Genomic DNA, 23011 nt, shown 5'->3' on the forward strand with positions numbered 1-23011 from the left:
TCCATAAATATTAAAATCACTTTGCCATTGCGTTAATACCGCTGGTAATGCGGCTTCGCTATCAAGCGTGCGGATATCCAGGTAACGCAGTTCTGCAGCTGTGATAGCATGCTGATAGTACTGTACACCATTCTCCTTGTAACGCAGCCTGAAAGCATCATGATGATTGAATAGTTTAACGATCGCCTGTTCCAGCAGTGCTTTATCCAGTGCGGGTACATTGATCAGGAAAGACTGGTTCCAGTGATGATAATCTCCCAGCAGACCTGCTGCCACCTGTGTAAAGAACCAGGATTGGACCGGTAACAAACCTGCTTCTCCGGATAATATACCCTGTTCTGTTTTCACCTGCACCTGCTGTGTTGCAGCCACGGCAATCACATTACTATATAAGGCGGCAATCGTCCGGTGACGGAAAATATCTTTTACACTGATATGAATACCGGTACGCTGTCTTAAACGGCTTACCAGCTGAATGCTGATAATACTATCTCCTCCCAATCGGAAGAAGTCATCATGGATACCAATTTTAGCGCCATCTATACCCAGTATCTGACCAAAGATATCACACAGTATGGCTTCTATGTCATTCTCCGGCGCCTGATAATGATCGGTATCCGTAAATTGCGGATCCGGTAGTGCCGCCCGGTCCAGCTTACCATTAATAGTCAATGGCAGCATCGTTACATGTACCAGAGCAGCAGGCACCATGTAGTCCGGCAGGGCAGTTCCCAGGTAACGCAACAGTGTTTCCTGCAACAGGGGTTCATCCGCTACATAGTAACCCACCAGGTATTTACCCTGACCGGAAGCAGCTTCTTTGGCCAGTACGACTGCCTGTCGAATGCCTTCATAGGCCAGCAGGCGGCTTTCTATTTCTCCTGTTTCTATACGGTAGCCACGGATCTTCACCTGGAAGTCGTTACGACCCAGGTACTCCATATTCCCATCCGCGAGATAACGTACCAGGTCACCTGTTTTATATAATCTCGCATTCCGGTTATCGGCTATCTCTGCAGGGGTTCGGAAAGGGTTCATGATAAATCGTTCAGCCGTCAGCGTAGCCTGGTTCAGATAACCACGGGCTATACCTGCACCGCCCAGGTATAACTCTCCTGCTGCGCCAACAGATACGGGTTGCAGATAATTATCCAGCACATAAGCGGTCGTATTGGCCAACGGACGTCCAATCAGATGCGTGTCTCCTTTTTCAATCTGCTTACCGGTGGCATAAATACTGGCCTCTGTTGGTCCATAATAATTATATAATCTGGTATAAGCCGACCAGTATTTACCCGTTTCCGGATCACAGGCTTCCCCTGCATAAATTATTGCCTGCAATGCCGGATAATCGATCCGTGGCAACAGTGCCAGCATTACCGGAGGCAGGTATACATAGGTAATGCTGTTAGACAACAGGTAATCGCTAACCGCGGCAACATCTTTCCGGACATCATCACTGAATATATGCAACTCATTACCATACAGTAATGCACTGAATATTTCGGATACAGATACATCGAACACATAGGAAGTATAGGCTGCTATCTTTGCAGATGTACTATCGCCATAGGCCGGCCGGATAGCCTGTAAGGTATTTACCACAGTGTGGTGTTCTACCATCACCCCTTTAGGCATACCGGTGGTACCACTGGTATAAATAACATACATCAGATTTGTGGCTACTGCCGCAGACGTGATATTTCCCGTCGGATATCCGGCTAATACCGTATGCCATAAATCAACATGATCAATACCCACCACATCTGTTGCTGCGTTGTTATTCAATCCCTGCAACAAGGTGACATACTGCTCATTTGCCAATACCACTTTAGCCTTTGTATCTGCCAGCATATATGCCAGTCTTTCTTCCGGAACTCCCGGATCTAGCGGCACATAAGCAGCTCCTGCCTTCAGCACACCCAATATGGCGACCAGCATATATGCGGAACGATCCAGGCATAATGCGATCAGATCATCCGGCCGGACAGCATAAGTAGCCTGCAGATAAGCTGCCAGCTGATTGGCTTTGGTATTCAGTTCTTCATAGGTGAGCTGATTACCTTCGTATACCACTGCCACCCGTTCCGGATGGGCGGCTACCTGTTCTTCGAACAATGCCTGGATGGTTTTACCAGCAGCGGGCGCTGTGGTTGTTTCATTCCAGGTATGTACCAGGCGTTGAAATTCTCCCTGTGGCAATCCTCCGAAACCGGGTCCTCCGCCTCCTATCAGCTGATCGATAGTATGGGAGAACTGTTGCATGAAATAATCCGGGTAAGTCTGATCACATACGGCATCATGTGCCACAAGCATCACATTAAAAACGCTATCTCCGTATTGTGATACGTTGAGCATAAATGGAATGTTTGTTTTTTCATATCCGGCGTTATCAGCTATACTATCAATGCTATCCTGTATAATGTGGAAGTGAACAAAATTAAAGGCAAACTGATACAGGTCGCGCCCTGCCAGGGATTTAATCTTCGCATAAGGGTATGCTTTATAGGTATGTAATTTCAGTTTCTCTGCAAACACTTTACCAATACCAGTGCTATAATACTCATCACCTGGCGCGACCTGGAAACGATAGGGTATTGTATTCAGGAACAAGCCGAAGAACTGATCGCCTCCTTCTGCTTCCATACGGTTATTCACGACCAATCCAATCGTAATGTCTTCCTGATTGAGGAGGCGGCGTAATGTATACAGGTACACATATATAAATATACTGTCTACACTCACCTGCAATGACCGGGCAATAGCTGTCAGGGCATTAGCTTTCTCTCCACTCAGATTACAATGGGCGGCAAATAATCCTTCCGGAGAATATTGCTCATCTGTTTTTTTAACCAGGGGTACAGTGGTGGCATCTGCCAGGTATGTCTCCCAGAAATTTCTGACAGCAGGATCATTGATTACCTTTTGTTCAGCCGCCACAAATGCGCCATAATGCAAAGGCACCGGTGCACTTAATGGTTGTTGCTGTGTATACGCAACCAGCCATTCATTCATCAATGACGCAATACTCCAGCCATCCGTTATCGCATGATGGAAAGAAAGTATAAAGTCAAACATACCATCCTGCTGATTGATGATTATCCTGAACAGACCAGCTTTGGCAAAATCAAAAGCACAGTATCTTTCTGCATTGATCAACGAAGCCGTTTCCTGTTGCGTTACTACCCGGATATCAAGATCGATGTCTTTATGAATGATACAATCATAACCATTGTCAGACAACAGGAATTGTGCTCTCAGTAATTCATGTTTCTTCACCAGCTGTTGCCAGATAGCCACCAGTCTGTCGTGATCATAGGTATGATTAATAAGATAACTGAATACATCATGGTATACACCTGTATGCTCCTGTTCTGATTCAAACAACATCCCGTTTTGCAGGTAGCTTGCAGGATAGATATCTTCGATGGATGTTATGTTCAACAGATCTGCATAGGCATGCTTATCGGCGAGTTCGAAAGGCTGATAAGCATCATAAACAATAGCATTATCTTCCTGTTGCAATATCTCCGCTATATTTCTTATCCGCCTGTGTGTAAATACATCCTTTACTTTCAGCCTGGTATTCAGGCTGGTATTTATTTTACTTACCAGCCGGATAGCAATAATACTATCTCCCCCCAGCTGAAAGAAATCATCATCAATGCTGATCTTTGCTGCATCCCGGTTTAATACAATGCCGTAGATATCGCACAGGCGCCGCTCCAGTGATGTTACCGGCGGCTGATATACGGCTGCCGCAGCAAACACCGGTTCCGGCAATGCGCGACGGTCCAGCTTACCGTTAACGGTCAATGGCATATGCGTAACATGTATAAACACGGCAGGTACCATGTATACCGGTAAAGATGCACTAAGGTGAGCCGATAATTCAGCCTCAGCTATCGCTTCATCTGATACGTAATAAGCAACCAGGTATTTACCACTGTCGGCGTCCCTGTCTTTGGCAAGTACAACAGATTGCCGTATACCGCTGTAAGCAGACAACTGTGCTTCTATCTCTCCCAATTCAATACGATAACCACGGATCTTCACCTGAAAATCATTACGACCCATATATTCCAGGCTACCATCCTGCAGGTAACGCGCCAGATCTCCGGTACGATACAAACGGCTACCTTCCTGGAAAGGATGCGGTATAAATCGTGTTGCCGTTAATTCAGGCTGGTTCAGATAACCTCTTGTTACGCCCGCACCACCAATATACAATTCGCCTACAGCGCCTGCCGGTACCGGTTGTAATTGTTCATTCAGGACATAGGCCGACAGATCCGGAATAGGTATACCTATCAGGGAGCCGTGATCCAGCTCAGTAGCACGGATCGGCTTGTAGGTCACATGCACCGTCGTTTCTGTAATACCGTACATATTCACCAGCTGTGGAGCGGTATCGGCATAACGGTTATACCAACTGTGTAACTGGGAAAGATTTAATGCTTCTCCGCCGAAGATCACATAACGCAGCTTGCTTAATGTATCCGGCTGCCGGAGTGCCGTAGCGGAAAATTCGTAAAATGCAAATGGCGTCTGGTTCAACACAGTTACGCCCTGCGTTTCACAAAGATTATAGAACAATTGCGGATCACGGGTTTGTTCATAGGTAGGAATTACCAGCTTACCGCCATATAATAAAGCGCCCCATAACTCCCATACACTAAAGTCAAATACATAGGAATGGAATAAGGTCCATACATCCTGCTCATTGAACTGATACCATTCATCGGTGGCCGTAAACAGCCGTACCACCTGCTGATGTTCTACCATCACCCCTTTCGGACGACCGGTTGTACCACTTGTATAAATAACATACGCGAGCGAAGCAGGTGCACTTTGTTTGATGGGCTCATATCCATCGAACCGGTCCTCATCAATAGCCAGTACCGGTACCTCCATCGCCGATATTCTGGCAACGTGTGCAGCTGTAGTGACTACTACTTTAGCCTTTGTATCCGCGATTACATAACGGATACGGTCATCCGGATAACTGGCTTCCACCGGCACATAAGCTGCTCCTGATTTCAAAACGCCCAGGACGGCAATTACCAGTTCCGGTGAGCGATCCATACAAAGTACGATCAGCTCATCTGGCCGGATAGCATAGGTTTGTTGCAGATAACCCGCCAGTTCATCGGACCGTTGATCCAGTTCCCGATAGCTCAGCTGCCGGTCTTCATATACCAATGCTGTTTGTTCCGGATTACGTAACACCTGAGCGGCAAACAATTCCTGCAGTGTATGCTCCCGGGTTTTAGCTGTTAGTCCCTGTTGCAATTCCTCCATCAGTTCCTGTTGCAGCTGTGCCAGTTGCTGATAGATATTTTCTTCCAGATTACGCAATGCCTTCAACGATGTTCCCTTTGCACGTTTCTGCTGCAGCTGGGATAACTGTTGCAGGATAATTTTATAGGTATCTATATAGGTTTCAATGGTATCTTCATCAAGATAGTCCGCCAATTGTGCTGCCAGTTTATCCAGGTCCAGGAAGTTCAGTTCCTGGCCTTCAAACACCAGCACCGTTTGTTCCGGTATTCGTAATACTTCTGCTTCCACCAGTTCCTGCAGTACAGTACCGGAGGTATCTGTGGCTGATTCCTGCTGTGACTGTGCCAATTGTTGATAGTTGGTTTCTCCCAGGTAGCGCAATGCCTTTATAGGTGTATTTTTCGCGGTCATCTTCTGCAGTTGTGACAACTGTTGCAGGATAATTTTATACGTATTCATATAGGATTTAATAGTATTTGAATCAAAAAGGTGGGTAGCATAGTTAAATGTGCCAGCAATAGCTGTAGTACTGGCATCCAGGGTGGTCGTTATATCAAAACGGGCCACATCAAAATTTCCCGGTAGCAAATCAGCCGGCTCCAGCAAATGGTGTATCGTTTGTGGCGGAGCATCTGTAGCATCAGCAAGACTGAACATCACCTGGAAAACAGGATGACGGGAATTGTCTTTCGCAACGCCTAACTCTGTCACCAGTTTTTCAAAAGGAAAATCCTGATGCAGCTGTGCAGCGATGACCGTACTTCCAACCTGCTTTATAAAATCAGCTAACGACTGCTCAGGATCTATTTCCTGCCGCAACGCCAGGGTGTTTACAAAAAATCCGATCAGATCGGCTATTTCCCGGTAATGCCGGTTGGAGACAGGCGTTCCCACCACAATATCCCGTTGATTACTATAACTGCTCAGTAACAGGTAATAACCACTCAGCAACAGACTGTACATACTCACCTGTAACTCCCGTGCTACAGCTCTCAGTCCTTCACTGGTATCTTCGTCTATTACAAATGCCAGGTCTGCACCGGCATAGCTGACCTGTGCAGGGCGCGGCCGGTCTGTAGGCAAAGCCAGGGTTTCAAAGCCCGACAAATGCTTTTTCCAGTAGGATAACTGCCGTTCGAACATGACACCGGACAAGTGGTTTCTTTGCCATAGCGCAAAATCCTTGTACTGTATCTGCAAAGCAGGTAAGGCATAACTATTTGCGCTGGCCGAATCACCGGCTTCCAATGCTTCGTAGTAATAATAGTTATTCGCTAACTCCTGCAGCAAAATACCGGTAGACCATTCATCAAACACAATGTGATGGAGTACTACAGACAAATAGTACCGGGTGGGTTCACCTATTGTATGTAATGCATAAAGCGCTACCTGCAGTGGATAGTTTGTATCCAGTTTAAATACATGAACAGCCTGAGCTGACAATGCCTGCCGGACCTCCGCCTCATCATAGCAATCCTGTCTTACTACCGGTAACGGATATACCTTATCAGCTATTACTTCCTGATACCCATTACCCGCTGTATTTGTTTTTATTAAACTTCTTAATACCTCATGCCGGTGAACAATACCCAGTAATGCCTGTATGATCCGCTCTGTATGGACACCGTCCTTCAGTTTCAGTACGATCGGAATGTTATAGGCATAACTATCTTCTTCATAATTCTCCATGAACCACAGGCGTTCCTGTGCGAAAGACAGCAATTGTTCCTCCGGATCAGTGATAACCGGAGCCACTATACGTAATTGATCACTTTCACCGGACAATAGGCGTAATGCCAGTTTCCGGATGGTTCTATCAGCGAATAGATCGGCAATAGTCAGTGTAGTGTTGAATTCCTTATTCAGGCGGTTTATCAGGCGAATCGCCAGTATACTGTTGCCGCCTAACCGGAAGAAGTCATCCTGCACACTAATGGTAGCCACCGGCAGGCCCAGTGCAGCTCCGAAAATTTTACACAATTTTATTTCGGTTGCATTCTGCGGTGTTTCATACCGGTCTGTATCTGTCAACTGCGGATCTGGTAATGCCTGTCTGTCGAGTTTACCATTACGCGTCAATGGTAAGCTATGCAAATGCACCAATGCTACCGGTACCATGTAATCCGGCAGGTAAGCCCCCAGGTAGCTTAACAACACTTCCTGTTGCAATGGTTCATCCGCCACATAATAGCCTACCAGGTATTTTTCATTTCCGGAAGGATAATCTTTTGCCAGCACTACTGCCTGACGTATACCTGTGTAGGACAGCAGGCGGCTTTCTATCTCTCCGGTTTCTATACGATAACCGCGAATCTTCACCTGGAAATCGTTACGGCCCACATATACGAGATTACCATCCGGCAGGTAACGTACCAGGTCACCTGTCTTATACAGCCTTGCATTACGGTTAGTTTCTCTTTCTGCAGTTGTCCGGAAAGGATTGGTAATAAATCGTTCTGCCGTCAGCGTAGCCTGATTCAGATAACCACGGGCCACACCGGCGCCGCCGATGTACAGTTCGCCCACTGCGCCTAATGGCACCGGTTGTAAATACTGGTCCAATATATATACCGTTGCATTCGCAATAGGGCGGCCAATATTGGCGCTACTGCTACCTGGCCTGCAGACATGGAAGGTAGTACCTACTGTTGCTTCCGTTGGACCATATTCATTCAGCAGTTTTCCGGTATATACCAGCCCCTGTAAATCCGGCAGTTTTTCGCCTCCGGCAAATATTAATGACAAGCCTGTGTGCGCCTCCAGTACTTCCCGCAATATAGCCGGAGGTATAAAGGAAACCCCAATTTTATTTCCCCGGACATAAGCACGTAAATCGGCCGGGGAGGTACGTAGTTTTTCGCTATACAGGTATAAACTATTACCATGGCTCAATACCGGGAAAATCTCATTCACAAATGCATCGAAAACATAATTGGAATAAACACCCACACGCGGATGCTGATCCAGTTCATGAATGACGATCATCTCCGTCACCAGGTTGATGACACTGTGATGTTCAATCATCACCCCTTTAGGCATACCGGTGGTACCGCTGGTATAGATAACATAGGCCAGATCTGTTGATGTAGCAACAGATGTATTGACATCCGGATAACGGTTCAGTGTTGTATGCCACCAATCTGCCTTATCTATACCTACTATTGCCGCACCCTTATCCAGATCAGCTAATAACGTAGCATGCACTTCATTGGTTAAGACTACACGCGCTTTCGTATCTGACAGGATATAAGCCAGCCTGTCTGCCGGATATCCCGGATCCATTGGTACGTAAGCCCCTCCTGATTTCAGCACACCCAGTATCGCGATCAGCATATATTCAGAACGATCCAGATACAGCGCTATCAGTTCATTCCGCTCAATCGCGTAGCTATCCCGCAGGTAAGCTGCCAGCTGGTTGGCTTTTGTATTCAATACTGCGTAAGTCAGCTGTACCCCTTCATACACGACGGCAATGTGATCCGGCGTGCGTGCTACCTGTTCTTCAAACAGCTGATGCAACGTCTTATCAGCAGCGTATGTTTTTGTCGTATCGTTCCAGGTATAAATCAAATCCTGGTGTTGGTCTGCCGACAGATAAGCCAGTGCCCTTGTAGTAATCGCTGCATTGGCCACCAGCTGGCTGATGATCAGCTCCATACCTGACAACAGCTGTGCTGCCATCCCTTCACTGATCAGCTCACCCGCATATTTTAACCCGATACTCAGTACGTTCCCCTGCTCTGCTGCCATAACGCCCAGTGGATAATCCAGCTTTTCTATATTACGCCGGAAGCCAATGGACAAACCTTCTCCATTACCCGTAGGAACAGGATAGTTTTCATAGACAAATAAGCTGTTGAACAAACGTTCCCCACCCTGCTGCAGTTTACCTAAACTCACATCACTGCGGCTGTTCACTTCATTGATATCGGCCTGTAATGCTTTAATCGCAGCAATGACACTGATATCCTTATGCTCCAGGATAACAGGCAGTGTATTGATGTATAAACCTACTGATTGTTCGATATCGTCTATCGGCAGATTACGGCCGGAGACCGTCATACCCACTATGGTGGTACTGCTGTTGCCATACACACTCAACTGCTTGTGCCAGCAATATTGCAACACCGCATTCAGTGTAAAGCCATGGGTAGCACATAAGGCTTTCAAGGCCAGGTAATGCGCATGACCGATTACCAGGGACTGCTCCTTCGGCTGCAACACATGCCGGTAATCAGACAAACTGATCTGACCCTGTTCCGGCCGCAGCAGACTGCTCAGATCTTCCCGGACGGTGAACGCTCCCACATAAGATTGCCAGTAAGCAAGGTTATCTTCCCGGTGTCCTTGCAGGTATTGCTGAGATAAGGCATAACTATGATCTTCCTGTATCAACACCTGTTCTCCTTTCAGCAATTGTAAATACACGTCATGTACATAGTTCAGGAGCAATGGGGTACTCCAGCCATCCAGTATAGCATGATGATTACTGAAGATACAGGTATAGCTATTAACACCGCGTTTCACTATATATATCCGGAACAGATTACCTGCTGCCAGATCGAATACTTCAGACCGGTCCGCATTGGATAACTCATCCAGGTATACTTCCTGCGCAGCTGCTTCCTGCTCACTGATATCTGTATAACGCCAGTCTAACTGACCTGTTTTGTCGATGATTTGCACCAGGGCTTCTTCCCATCCAAAACGTTGACGTAACACCGGATAACGCTGTTGTGCGTATATCCATGCCTGTTGCAGTAACGAGACCACTATTGCCTCATTATAATCCCAGGATAATTGTACCCGATAGGCATCATCTGTATCTCCCTGACTCAACGCATGGTAGATAAATCCTTCCTGCAGACTGCCGGCCAGATATAATCCACTGATCTCTCTTGCTGACTGCAATTCAGCCAGATAATCTGCAGAGATGATATGCCCGATATCGCTCACCGTTAAGTAATTGCGGGTGGCAGCCGATAAGGTAATGATCATTTCTTCCAGGGCGTGCTGATAACCTGCGGCCAGCCTGGTTAATACCTCCTCCGTTACATAACCACCTATACTGAACTGCAGCTGTCCATCGATCACCAACCCGTTGATGTTGATCAGCTGCGCATCCTTGTTTCCGGCTCCGGTTGTAGTACCGCTATACTCATTAGTAATGCTCCAGCTATTGCCACTGCCGGACGTTTGATTATCAAACCGGCCCAGGTAGTTAAAGCTGATCAATGGTAATGATGCCTGGTCATATCCCAATAAGGCCCCATAACCAATACCGTTCACTGGTATGCCACGCAACGTTTCTTTGGCCGTTACAATGTTTACACCATGGTTATTACCATTGGTAATAATTTCCACCGGGTACATGCTGGTAAACCAGCCCGTCGTACGGCTAATATCAATGGTGGCAGACAACTCCTCCCGGCCATGCCCTTCCAGCAAAATATGATGCCGGTCAAGGCCTGTCACCTGTGACAAGGCAACTCCCAGGGCGCTTAATAAAAGATCATTGATCTGTGTACCATAAACATGGCTGGTATGATGCAGCAGCAGGTCTGTATGATAGCGATCCAGGGACAGCGACCGGCTACCTTCCAGTGGAGCATATAATGCCTGTAAAGCGGCATTACCTGTTGCTATACCTGCCATTACCTGTTGCCAGTAGGTGTATTCCGATACCTGATAGGTAGGCAATGTTGTATAGGACGCCAGCAAGGCAGCCCACTGACGATAACTACTGCCTTTTTCACCTAAGATAGTAGCGCCGGATATAGCTGACAGCGTAGATCTATCTGTAACGCCTGATAAATAGCGGTAAATTTTCTCCAGGTCCTCCGTGATAATGCGCCAGCTGACAGCATCTATCAACAGGTGATGCGCGGCGAAAAATATCCGCGCCTGACCGTCTTCATATCCTGTTACATAACCGATCTGTAATAATTTATCACCATAAATATCAAACGTACTTTGCCATTGCGTCAGCAAGGAGAATAATGCCTCCTTATCATCCAGGCTACGCACATCCAGGTAGTGAAGATTGGCTACTGTTACCGCTTCACCATAATACTGTATTCTGTCATGACTATAGCGCAATCGCAGCCCATCATGATGGTTTAATAATCTGACTACCGCATGCTCCAGCAATTCCTTATCCAGCAATGGCACCTTCATCAGGAAAGACTGGTTCCAATGATGGAAAGCCGGCAAGTCACCATTCACTACCTGATCAAAGAACCAGGATTGAACCGGTAATAATCCGGCTTCTCCTGACAGTACGCCCTGCTCTGTACTCACTTGTACCTGTTCTGTCAGGGTAGCTGTCACCACATTTGTATAGAGTGCAGCGATAGTACGGTAACGGAAAATATCCTTCACACTCACCTGTACCCCTATACGTTGTCTTAAACGGCTGACCAGCTGAATACTGATAATACTATCTCCTCCTAAACGGAAGAAATCATCATGAATACCAATCTTTGCCCCTTCTATTCCCAATATCTCTCCGAAAATCTGACACATCAAGGCTTCCATGTCATTACCCGGAGCCTGATAATTATCTGCATCCGTAAACTCGGTTACTGGTAAGGCATGCCGGTCAAGTTTACCATTGATAGTCAGCGGCAACTGATACAAGTGTTGGAGTACAGCCGGCACCATATATTCCGGCAAACAACTATGCAGGTATTCCCGCAATGCTTTTTCATCCGGTACGGTATCGGATACATAATACCCCACCAGGAACCGGCCCTTCCCGGTTACTTGTTCCTTAGCAAGTACTATTGCCTGTTGAATACCGGGATAAGCGGACAGTTTGTTTTCAATCTCACCCAATTCTATCCGGTAACCGCGCACTTTTACCTGAAAATCATTCCGGCCAATGTATTCAAGATTACCATCGGGCAGGTATCTCACCAGATCACCTGTTTTATAAATACGACCGTTGATACCTTGTTGTTCTTCTTCCTCGCGTTGGAAAGGATTGGCTATAAATCGTTCTGCTGTCAGATCCGGCAGGTGCAGATAACCTCTGGATACACCGATACCGCCAATATATAATTCGCCGGTAGCGCCCACAGGAACCGGACGCAGCTGCGCATCCAGGACATATGCCGTAACATTGGCTATCGGCCGGCCGATGCTGGTAGTTTCGAGATGGAAGTTAACAACGGCACTAATAGTGGTTTCCGTTGGGCCGTAACAGTTAACCAGTAAATGGCCGCCTTTTTTCAGCTTATCCAGCAGTCCTTCCGTTAAATACTCTCCACCAGAATTGACAACCCGTAAAGTGGGTATCGATGCAAGTGGCAACTGATTCAGTAAGGAAGGTGTGGCATCAATATAAGTCACTCCGTTGGTTACCAGTGTGCTGACAAAAGCAGCTTCTTCCTGCCAGCTTTTATTTTTGACCAGCAGTAGTTTATGTCCATTTAATATGGCCAGCAGCATCTGTTCTATAGATGCATCAAATACATAGTTGGCCAGTTGCAACACCACTTCTTCCTGACCGAATTCGCATTTTGCCGTTAGATACTGTATTAAATTCAGTACACCGGCATGTTCGATCATAACTCCTTTCGGCTGCCCTGTGGTACCACTGGTATAAATCACGTAGGCCAGATTACCTGCATGATTGCTAACAGGCCGGTTGGCTGCAGCGTCACCTGTTTGTATGCCTGCCAGGAAATCAGTACTATCTATGTCTGCTACCGCAACTGACGGACAAATTGTTTTTAGTCTTGTTGTATAATGCTCATTTGTCAGGATGACTTTCGGCCGGATGTCTGATACAATATAACTGATACGGTCATCAGGATATGCCGGATCCATTGGCACATAGGCGCCGCCGGACTTCCACACTGCCAATATAGCTATCAGCATATGTTCAGAACGATCCAGGCACAATCCTATCAACTCGTCCGGCTGTATAGTATAGGTTTCCTGCAGGTATGCAGCCAGTTGATTCGCTTTGGCATTCAATGCTTCGTAAGTGAGCTGTACCTCTTCATATATTACAGCTATCTGATCTGGTGTTTTCATTACCTGTTCTTCAAACACCTGATGAATAGTTTTACCTGACGGATAGTCCTGCGCTGTTGCATTCCAATCATAAATCACTTGCTGATACTGTGCTTCATCCAGGAAAGACAATTCATGCGTAGCGATGTCCGGGGTAGCTGTCAGCTGACTTATTATTCTTTCTATTCCAGCCAACAACCGGGTTACTATTTCTTCGCTGAAAAGTTCTTTTGCGTATGTCAGCCCTATCATAATGGCATCGCCATGTTCAGCTGCCACTATTCCTAATGGGTAATCCAGTTTTTCTTTAACGCTGCGGAATGTTATTGACAGCCCATCTCCATTACCTGTAGGAACAGGATAGTTTTCATATACAAATAGTGTATTAAATAAGCGGCTACCACCTGTTTGCAGCTTAGCAAGACTGATATCACTACGGCTGTTTACTTCATTAATCTGGGACTGTAAGGCCTGAATGGCTGCAATAACACCGACATTGGTATGTTCCAATATAACCGGTAACGTATTAATATACAGGCCTACCGATTCTTCAATATCATCTATCGGCAGGTTACGACCTGATACGGTCATACCCACTACAGTGGTACTGCTGTTGCCATACAAACTCAGCTGCTTATGCCAGCAATATTGTAATACGGCATTCAGGGTTATGCCATGGGTAGCACACAGGGATCTTAAAATTTCATACTGTGTTCCCTTGATCACCATTGACAGTTCTTCCTGTTGTAAAACATGCCGGTAATCTGACAACGTGATATGTCGCTGTTCCGGACGCAGCAGGCTACTTAAATTCTCCGGATCCGTCAACTGCCCAACATAAGACTGCCAATAAGCTACATTATGCTGACGATGTAATTGCAGATATTCCTGCGTATGCGCATAACTGTTATCTTCCCGAACCGTTACCGCTTGCCCTTTACATAGCTGTAAATAAATATCATGGACGTCATTCAGTAACAGTGGCATACTCCAGCCATCCAGAATAGCGTGATGATTACTGAAGATACAGGTATAACTATCTGTATTCCGTTTCACCAGATATAACCGTAACAGGTTGCCCGCTGCCAGGTCAAATACTTCCAGGCGATCCGATGCCAGCAATGTTTTCAGATATTCCTCCTGCGCGGCGGCGTCCAGATGACTCACATCTGTATAGCGCCAGTCTAAATGGCCGGTTTTATCTATTACCTGTACCAGTCCTTCTTCCCAACCGAAACGTAATCGCAATACCGGATAATGTTGCTGTGTATAGCTCCACGCCTGTTGCAGCAGCGACACCTCCATTGCCTGATTGTAATCCCATGAAATCTGCACCCGGTAAGCATCATCCACTTCTCCCTGACTCAATGCATGGTAGATAAACCCTTCCTGTAAACTATTCGCCAGATAAACATGACTGATTTCTTTTGCTGATTGTAATCTGTTCAGGTAATCTGTGGAGATAACCTGATTGATGTCACTTACCGTTAAATAACTACGGGTCTCTCCTGATAGCAGCTCAACTGTCTCTTCCAATATGCGCTGGTAATTGCTTACAAGCGTATTCATACTAGCTGCAGCCAACCGGCCGATAATATTAAATTGCAATTGTCCGTCTATCACCAGGCCATTGATGGTGAGGAAATGATGTGCTTCATTGGTATCTCCTATCGGAGCACCACTATACCCGCTGCTGATATACCACTGCCCGTTGTCGACGGATTCTTGTTTATCAAATTGTCCCAGGTAGTTAAAGCTGATAGCGGGCAACGCATCCGGCATATATCCCATGAGCGCGCCATAGCCGATACCGTTAGCGGGTATACGCAGTAACATTTCTTTGGCGGCAATGAGATTGTTACGGTAATCTGTGCCGGTGGTCACAATTTCTATCGGATACATTGTCGTAAACCAACCGGCGGTACGGGTGATATCTATCGTAGCAGACAATTCTTCCCTACCGTGGCTTTCCAGCAAAACATAATGCCGGTCAAGGCCTGTTACCTGTGATAAAGCGATACCTAAGGCACTTAATAAAATGTCATTGATCCGGGTATTGTATACATGACTGGTATGCCGCAACAATAAGTCCGTATACCGTGTATCCAGCGACAGGGATACGTTACTGAATGCCGGAACAGACAATGCCTGCAGGGAGCTATTGCCGGCAGCTACACCTGCCTGTATACCCGACCAGTAATCATATTCTGATGGGTTATAGCCTGGCAAGGAATCGTAGGCAGCCACCAATGCAGACCACTGACGGTAACTGGTGCCTTTTTCTCCCAGCATGGAGGATACGGCTATATCTTTCAGCGTGGCCCTATCTGTCACATCCGACAAATAATGATAGATCTTTTCCAGGTCTTCGGTAATAATACGCCAGCTCACGGTATCGATCAGCAGGTGATGTGCTGCGATATAAATACGTGCGCGGCCATCTGCATACCCTTCCAGGTAACCAACCTGCAACAGTTTATCGCCATAAATATCAAAATCACTTTGCCACTGTGTCAGTATTGTTGCTAATACTTCTTCGCTATCAAGTGTACGAAGATCCAAATAACGAAGCGCTGCGGCAGTTACGGTACCACTATAGGATTGCACGCCTGTGTGGCTGTAACGCAGCCGGAAAGCATCATGGTGATTTAATAATTTAACAACCGCCTGCTCCAGCAATGTGATATCCAGTTCCGGCACATTGATCAGAAATGACTGGTTCCAATGATGGTAGTTACCTAACAACCCTTCTTTCACCTGTGCGAAGAACCAGGACTGTACCGGCAACAAACCTACTTCTCCGGATAATACCCCCTGTTCTGTTTCCTGCTTCACAACCTCTCGCAGGGCACCTGCAATCACATGCGTATACAGTGCTGCAATGGTCCTGTAATGGAAAATATCTTTCACAGTCACCTGGATGCCTGCCTGTTGTCTTAACCGGCTCACCAGCTGGATACTGATAATACTATCGCCTCCCAACCGGAAGAAGTCATCATGAATACCAATCTTGCCGCCATCTATACCCAGCAGCTGCCCGAAGACATGACACATCAGTGCTTCCGTACTATTCTCCGGCGCCTGGTAACTGTCTGTATCCGTAAACTGCGGATCAGGCAATGCCCGGCGATCCAGCTTACCATTGAGCGTCAGCGGTAGTTTATCCAGGTATACCAGTACTTCCGGCACCATATAATCCGGCATCGTTGCCCGCAGGTAATCCAGCAGCGCCTGTTCATTCAGCTCCGTATTGGCTACATAATAACCCACCAGATATCTGCTTTCGCCGGATACCGCGTCTTTCACCAATACCACTGCCTGCTTAATACCTGCATAGGCAGCTAACCGGCTTTCTATTTCGCCCAATTCAATACGATAGCCACGCAGTTTCACCTGGAAGTCGTTACGACCAATATATTCGATGTTGCCATCTGCGAGATAACGTACCAGGTCACCGGTTTTATAAAGTCGTTCGTTCCTGTTATGTTGTATGTCTTCCGCGATCCGGAATGGATTCTCTATAAAACGTTCCGCTGTTAACGCCGGCTGGTTCAGGTAACCACGGGCTACCCCTGCACCACCAATGTACAACTCACCCACTGCTCCTACAGGAACAGGATGCTGATAACGATCCAATATATAAACCGTTGTATTGGCTATTGGACGGCCAATCGGAATAATACCAGAGGTGATAGCAGCATAATCATTACAGGGATAGGTGGTTGCAAAAGTCGTGCTCTCCGTTGGACCGTAACCGTTCACCAGTTTCACCCTCCCTTGCCGGGCCATCAGCCGTTGTACATGCGTATAGGACAGCTGTTCTCCCCCTGCTACAATATATTTCAGTTCATGCAGGCAGGACAATTGTTCATCGACCAGTGTATGGAATAAAGAAGTAGTAATAAAGCAGATCGTGATTTCATTATTGACGATCACGTTTTCCAGCTGTTTCAGATCCAGGAATACCTCCTTACCAGCGATAACCAACGTAGCACCATTCAGCAAGGCACCAAAGATATCAAACACGGATCCGTCAAAAGCATAGTTGGCAATACCCAGCACTTTATCACTGGCTTCAAAAGACACATAGTCCACATTTTTCACCAGGCGACTCACACTCCGTTGTTCTACCATCACCCCTTTAGGCATGCCCGTAGTACCACTCGTATACATCACATAGGCCAGGTGATGACCTCCGGAGCTACTTACCAGGTTAGTAACTGCATAGCTATCCAGGACGGCAGCAAAGGCGGCACTGTCTATCTGTTCAATGGCAATAGCCGTATCGGATGTGATCAATCCCAGTTTAGTAGCATGTTCTTCATTCGTTAACACAACACTGGTTGCAATATCAGACAGGATATAACCGATACGATCATCCGGATAGGCCGTATCTATCGGTACATAAGCACCACCGGCTTTTAATACACCCAATATGGCAATCAGCATGTGTTCTGAACGATCCAGATAAAGTCCGATTAAATCATCCGGCCGTATCGCATACACTTCCTGCAGATAGGCGGCCAGCTGGTTAGCACGGGCATTCAGCTCACCATACGTCAGCTGTACATCTCCATATATCACCGCCACCTGATCAGGCGTATCTGCTGCATAAAATTCAAATAACTGCTGCAGGGATTTATCGGCAGGATATGGTTTCGTAGTATCGTTCCAGTTATTGCTATCATTTGCATCCTGTACGGCAGCTACATAACGAAGTGATTTTACCAGCACATCACGCTGATCTGCTGCTTTCAAAGCAGACAACTGTGTCAATATCTCTTTATACGTTTGAATATAAGTCTGAATGGTAGCCGGCTCAAAAAGACAAGCAGCATAGTTGAACACCCCGTAAATCTCCTCTCCACCATCATTCAACATGGCAGACAAGTCATACTTGGCAACGCTTTGGATGTTATTGCCGGTATACGGTGTAAACAACGGATGATCCAACGCCAGCTCTCCTCCAAAGTCCTGTACACTGAATAATACCTGGAATACAGGATGGCGGGAGGTATCCGGCTCCACCTCCAGTTCATCTACCAGTTTTTCAAACGGAAGATCCTGGTGCAGCTGGGCTGCTACAGCAGCAGCGCCTACCTGCCGGATAAAATCTGTCAATCGCTGCTCGCCGTTTATCTCTTCCCGTAAGGCCAGTGTATTTACAAAGAATCCGATCAGATCTGCTATTTCCCCGTAATGACGGTTAGAGACCGGGCTGCCCACCACGATGTCCTGTTGATGACTATAGCTGCTCAACAAAAGATAATAACCACTCAGCAACAGGCCGTACATGCTTACTTCCAGCTCACGCGACACCGCTCGTAAGTTATCACTGAGCGCTTTGTCTATTACAAAAGAAATATCTGCTCCTTCGTAGCTCACCTGTGCCGGTCTTGGCCGGTCCGTTGGTAAATACAGGGTTTCATAACCTGCCAGCCGGTTTTTCCAATAAGACACCTGCCTGTTCAGCACAGCACCGGTCAGGTACTGACGCTGCCAAAGCGCATAATCTTTATACTGTAATGGTAAAGTGGGGAGTATATGATCTGCTGTGGAGGTTGCGTGATAATTATAATGATCACTTAACTCCCGCAACAAAATGTCTGCCGACCAGCCATCAAAAGCAATATGATGCAATACAATACTTACATAATGCGTAGCTGGTGCACCGACAGTATGTAATGTATAAATACCAACCCGTACCGGATATTCTTCTGCCAGTTTAAAAATATAACCTGCTGCTTCCGCCAGCACCGCTTCCAGCTCACTATGGCTATACAGCTCTTTGGTAACTACCGGTAAAGGATATATGCTGTCATCCATTACCTGCTGATAACTGCTGCCGGATTCACTGGTAGCAATCACACTTCTGAGTACTTCATGCCGGTGTACAATATCACGTAATGCCTGTACCAGATAAGGAACGGCAATTCCTGCCTGCAGTTGCAGCATGATCGGAATATTGTAGGCATGGCTACCTCCTTCATAGTTTTCAATAAACCATAAGCGTTCCTGCGCAAAGGATAACAGCTGCTCCTCCGAACGGGATACCGGTACACTGGTGATATGTATCTGGCTATCTCCTTCCGATAATAACCACGCCGCCAATTTCCGGATTGTACGGTAAGTGAATAACATGGATACATTCACGTGTGTATTTAATACCTTATTCAGCTGGTTGACCAGGCGGATAGCCAGTATACTGTTACCTCCCAGCCGGAAGAAGTCATCCGCGACACTGATTGTATCCGCAGACAAGCCCAGTGCAGCCCCAAAGAGTTCACACAACATTCTTTCTGTTGTATTCTGCGGTGCTTCGTAACGAGCTGTATCTGTAAATTGTGGATCAGGCAGTGCGCGATGGTTCAGCTTACCGTTAATCGTCTGTGGCAACATGGTCAGGTGCACCAATACGGCCGGTATCATGTAATCCGGCAGATAAGCTCCCAGGTAGCTTAACAACATTTCCTGCTGCAGCGGTTGATCTGCCACATAATAACCCACCAGGTATTTTTCGTTGCCGGAAGGATAATCTTTTGCCAGTACTACTGCCTGACGAATGCCTTCATGAGACAACAAGCGGCTCTCTATCTCCCCGGTTTCTATACGATAACCGCGAACCTTCACCTGGAAGTCGTTACGGCCCACATATGCGAGATTACCATCCGGCAGGTAACGCACCAGGTCACCCGTCTTATACAACCTCGCATTACGGTTTTCTTCTTTTTCTGCAGTTGTCCGGAAAGGGTTGACAATAAATCGTTCTGCCGTCAGCGTAGCCTGGTTCAGATAACCACGGGCCACGCCGGCGCCACCGATGTACAGCTCTCCTACTGCGCCTAATGGCACCGGTTGTAAATACCGGTCCAAAATATATATCGTTGCATTCGCAACAGGACGGCCAATATTGGCACTACTGCTACCTGGCTGGTACCTATGGAAAGTGGTACATACCGTTGCCTCCGTTGGGCCATACTCATTCAGCAGTTTTCCGGCATACACGACATCCTGCAGATCCGGTAATTTTTCGCCGCCGGTATATATGAATGATAATGTTGTCTGCTCCTCTAAAAACCCGCGCAATATTACCGGTGGTATAAAGGAAATGTCTATATTATTTTGGTGCACATAGGTACGCAAATCAGCTGGAGCTATTCTCTGGTGTTCATTGTACAGATATAAACTATTTCCGTTGCTTAATCCTGGAAATATCTCGTATACAAAGGCATCGAAAACATAATTGGAATAAACACCCACACGCGGATGCTGATCCAGTTCATGAATGACGATCATCTCCGTCACCAGGTTGATGACACTGTGATGTTCAATCATCACCCCTTTAGGCATACCGGTGGTACCGCTGGTATAGATAACATAGGCCAGATCTGTTGATGTAGCAACAGATGTATTGACATCCGGATAACGGTTCAGTGTTGTATGCCACCAATCAGCCTTATCTATACCTACTATTGCCGCACCCGTATCCAGATCAGCTAATAACGTGGTATGTACTTCATTGGTTAAGACTACACGCGCCTTCGTGTCTGACAGGATATAAGTCAGCCTGTCTGCCGGATATCCCGGATCCATTGGTACGTAAGCCCCTCCTGATTTCAACACACCCAGTATCGCCATCAGCATATATTCAGAACGATCCAGGCACAGCGCTATCAGCTCATTCCGCTCAATCGCGTAGCTATCCCGCAGGTAAGCTGCCAGCTGGTTGGCTTTTGTATTCAATGCGGCGTAAGTCAGCTGTACCCCTTCATACACTACAGCAATACGATCCGGCGTACGGGCAGCCTGCTCTTCAAACAGCTGATGCCATGTCTTATCTGCAGCGTATGTTTTTGTTGTATCGTTCCAGGTATAAATCAAATCCTGGTGTTGGTCAGCCGACAGATAAGTAAGCCCGGCGACAGTAATCGCTGCGTTGTCTGCCAGCTGGCCTATGAGCAGCTCCATACCTGACAATAACTGCCCGGCCATGGATTCGCTGATCAACTCACCCGCATATTTTAATCCAATGCTCAGTACATTACCCTGCTCTGCCGCCACTACGCCCAGTGGATAATCCAGCTTTTCTATACTACTCCGTAACCGGATCGACACACCTTCTCCGCTACCTGTAGGAACAGGATAGTTTTCATAGATAAATAAACTGTTGAACAAACGTTCCCCACCCTGCTGCAGTTTACCTAAACTCACATCACTGCGGCTGTTCACTTCATTGATATCGGCCTGTAATGCTTTAATCGCAGCAACGACACTGATATCCTTATGCTCCAGAATAACAGGCAGCGTATTGATGTATAAACCTACTGACTGTTCGATGTCGTCTATCGGCAGGTTACGGCCGGAAACAGTCATACCCACTATGGTGGTACTGCTATTGCCATACACACTCAACTGCTTGTGCCAGCAATATTGCAACACCGCATTCAGTGTAAAGCCATGAGTAGCACATAAGGCTTTCAAGGCCAGGTAATGCGCATGACCGATTACCAGGAACTGTTCCTTCGGCTGCAGTACATGCCGGTAATCAGACAAACTGATATGTCCCTGTTCCGGCCGCAACAGGCTGCTCAGGTCTTCCCGGTCCGTGAACGCTCCTACATAAGATTGCCAGTAAGACAGGTTATCTTCCCGATGTGATTGCAGGTATTGCTGAGACAAAACATAACTGCGATCTTCCTGTATCAACACCTGTTCTCCTTTCAGCAGTTGTCCGTAAACACCGTGTACATAGTTCAGCAGCAACGGGGTGCTCCAACCATCCAGCATCGCATGATGATTACTGAAGATGCAGGTATAACTATTAACACCGCGTTTTACAAGATATATCCGGAACAGGTTACCGGCTGCCAGGTCGAAGACTTCGGACTGATCAGCAGTGGATAGTTCACTCAGGTAAGCTTCCTGCGCAGCTGCTTCCTGCTCACTGATATCGGTATAACGCCAGTCTAACTGACCTGTTTTATCAATGATCTGCACCAGGGCCTCTTCCCATCCCAAACGTTGACGTAACACCGGATAACGCTGTTGTGCGTATATCCATGCCTGTTGCAGTAACGATGCATCTATCGCTTCATTATAATCCCATGCTAACTGCACCCGATAGGCATTATCTCTATCTCCCTGACTCAAGGCATGGTAGATAAATCCTTCCTGCAGGCTGCCCGCCAGGTATACTCCACTGATCTCTCGTTCTGACTGCAAGTCAGCCAGATAATCTGCGGATACAATATGATCGACATCGCTCACCGTTAAGTAATGGCGGGTAGCAGCTGACAAAGTAACAATCATTTCTTCCAGGGCATGTTGATAACCCGCTGCCAGCCTGGTTAATACCTCCTCCGTTACATAACCACCTATACTGAACTGTAGCTGTCCATCGATCACCAACCCATTGATATTGATCAGCTGCGCATCCTTGTTTCCTGCTCCGATTGTAACACCGCTAAACTCATTACTGATACTCCAGCTATTGCCGCTGCCGGACGTTTGATTATCAAACTGACCCAGGTAGTTAAAGCTGATCAGGGGCAATGATGCCTGATTATACCCAAACAAAACCCCATATCCAATACCGTTGGCCGGTATGCCACGCAGCATTTCCTTCGCAGCGATGATGTTGTCACCAGCATCTCTGCCGCTGGTAATAATCTCCACCGGATACATGGTGGTAAACCAACCGGTCGTA

Annotated in this window: 1 protein-coding gene (only partly in view); it reads right to left on the bottom strand. The window is 46.8% G+C overall.

All 23011 nt of this window come from inside a single coding sequence — locus OL444_RS21985, non-ribosomal peptide synthase/polyketide synthase, on the bottom strand. Of the gene's 105360 coding nucleotides, 34085 precede the window and 48264 follow it; the stretch shown corresponds to coding positions 34086-57096 — codons 11362 (partial) to 19032 (complete); the first complete codon in reading order (the gene reads right to left) occupies window positions 23008-23010. Both the start codon and the stop codon lie outside the window.

It is taken from the genome of Chitinophaga nivalis, from assembly GCF_025989125.1.
In the GTDB taxonomy this organism is placed as follows: Bacteria; Bacteroidota; Bacteroidia; order Chitinophagales; family Chitinophagaceae; genus Chitinophaga; species Chitinophaga nivalis.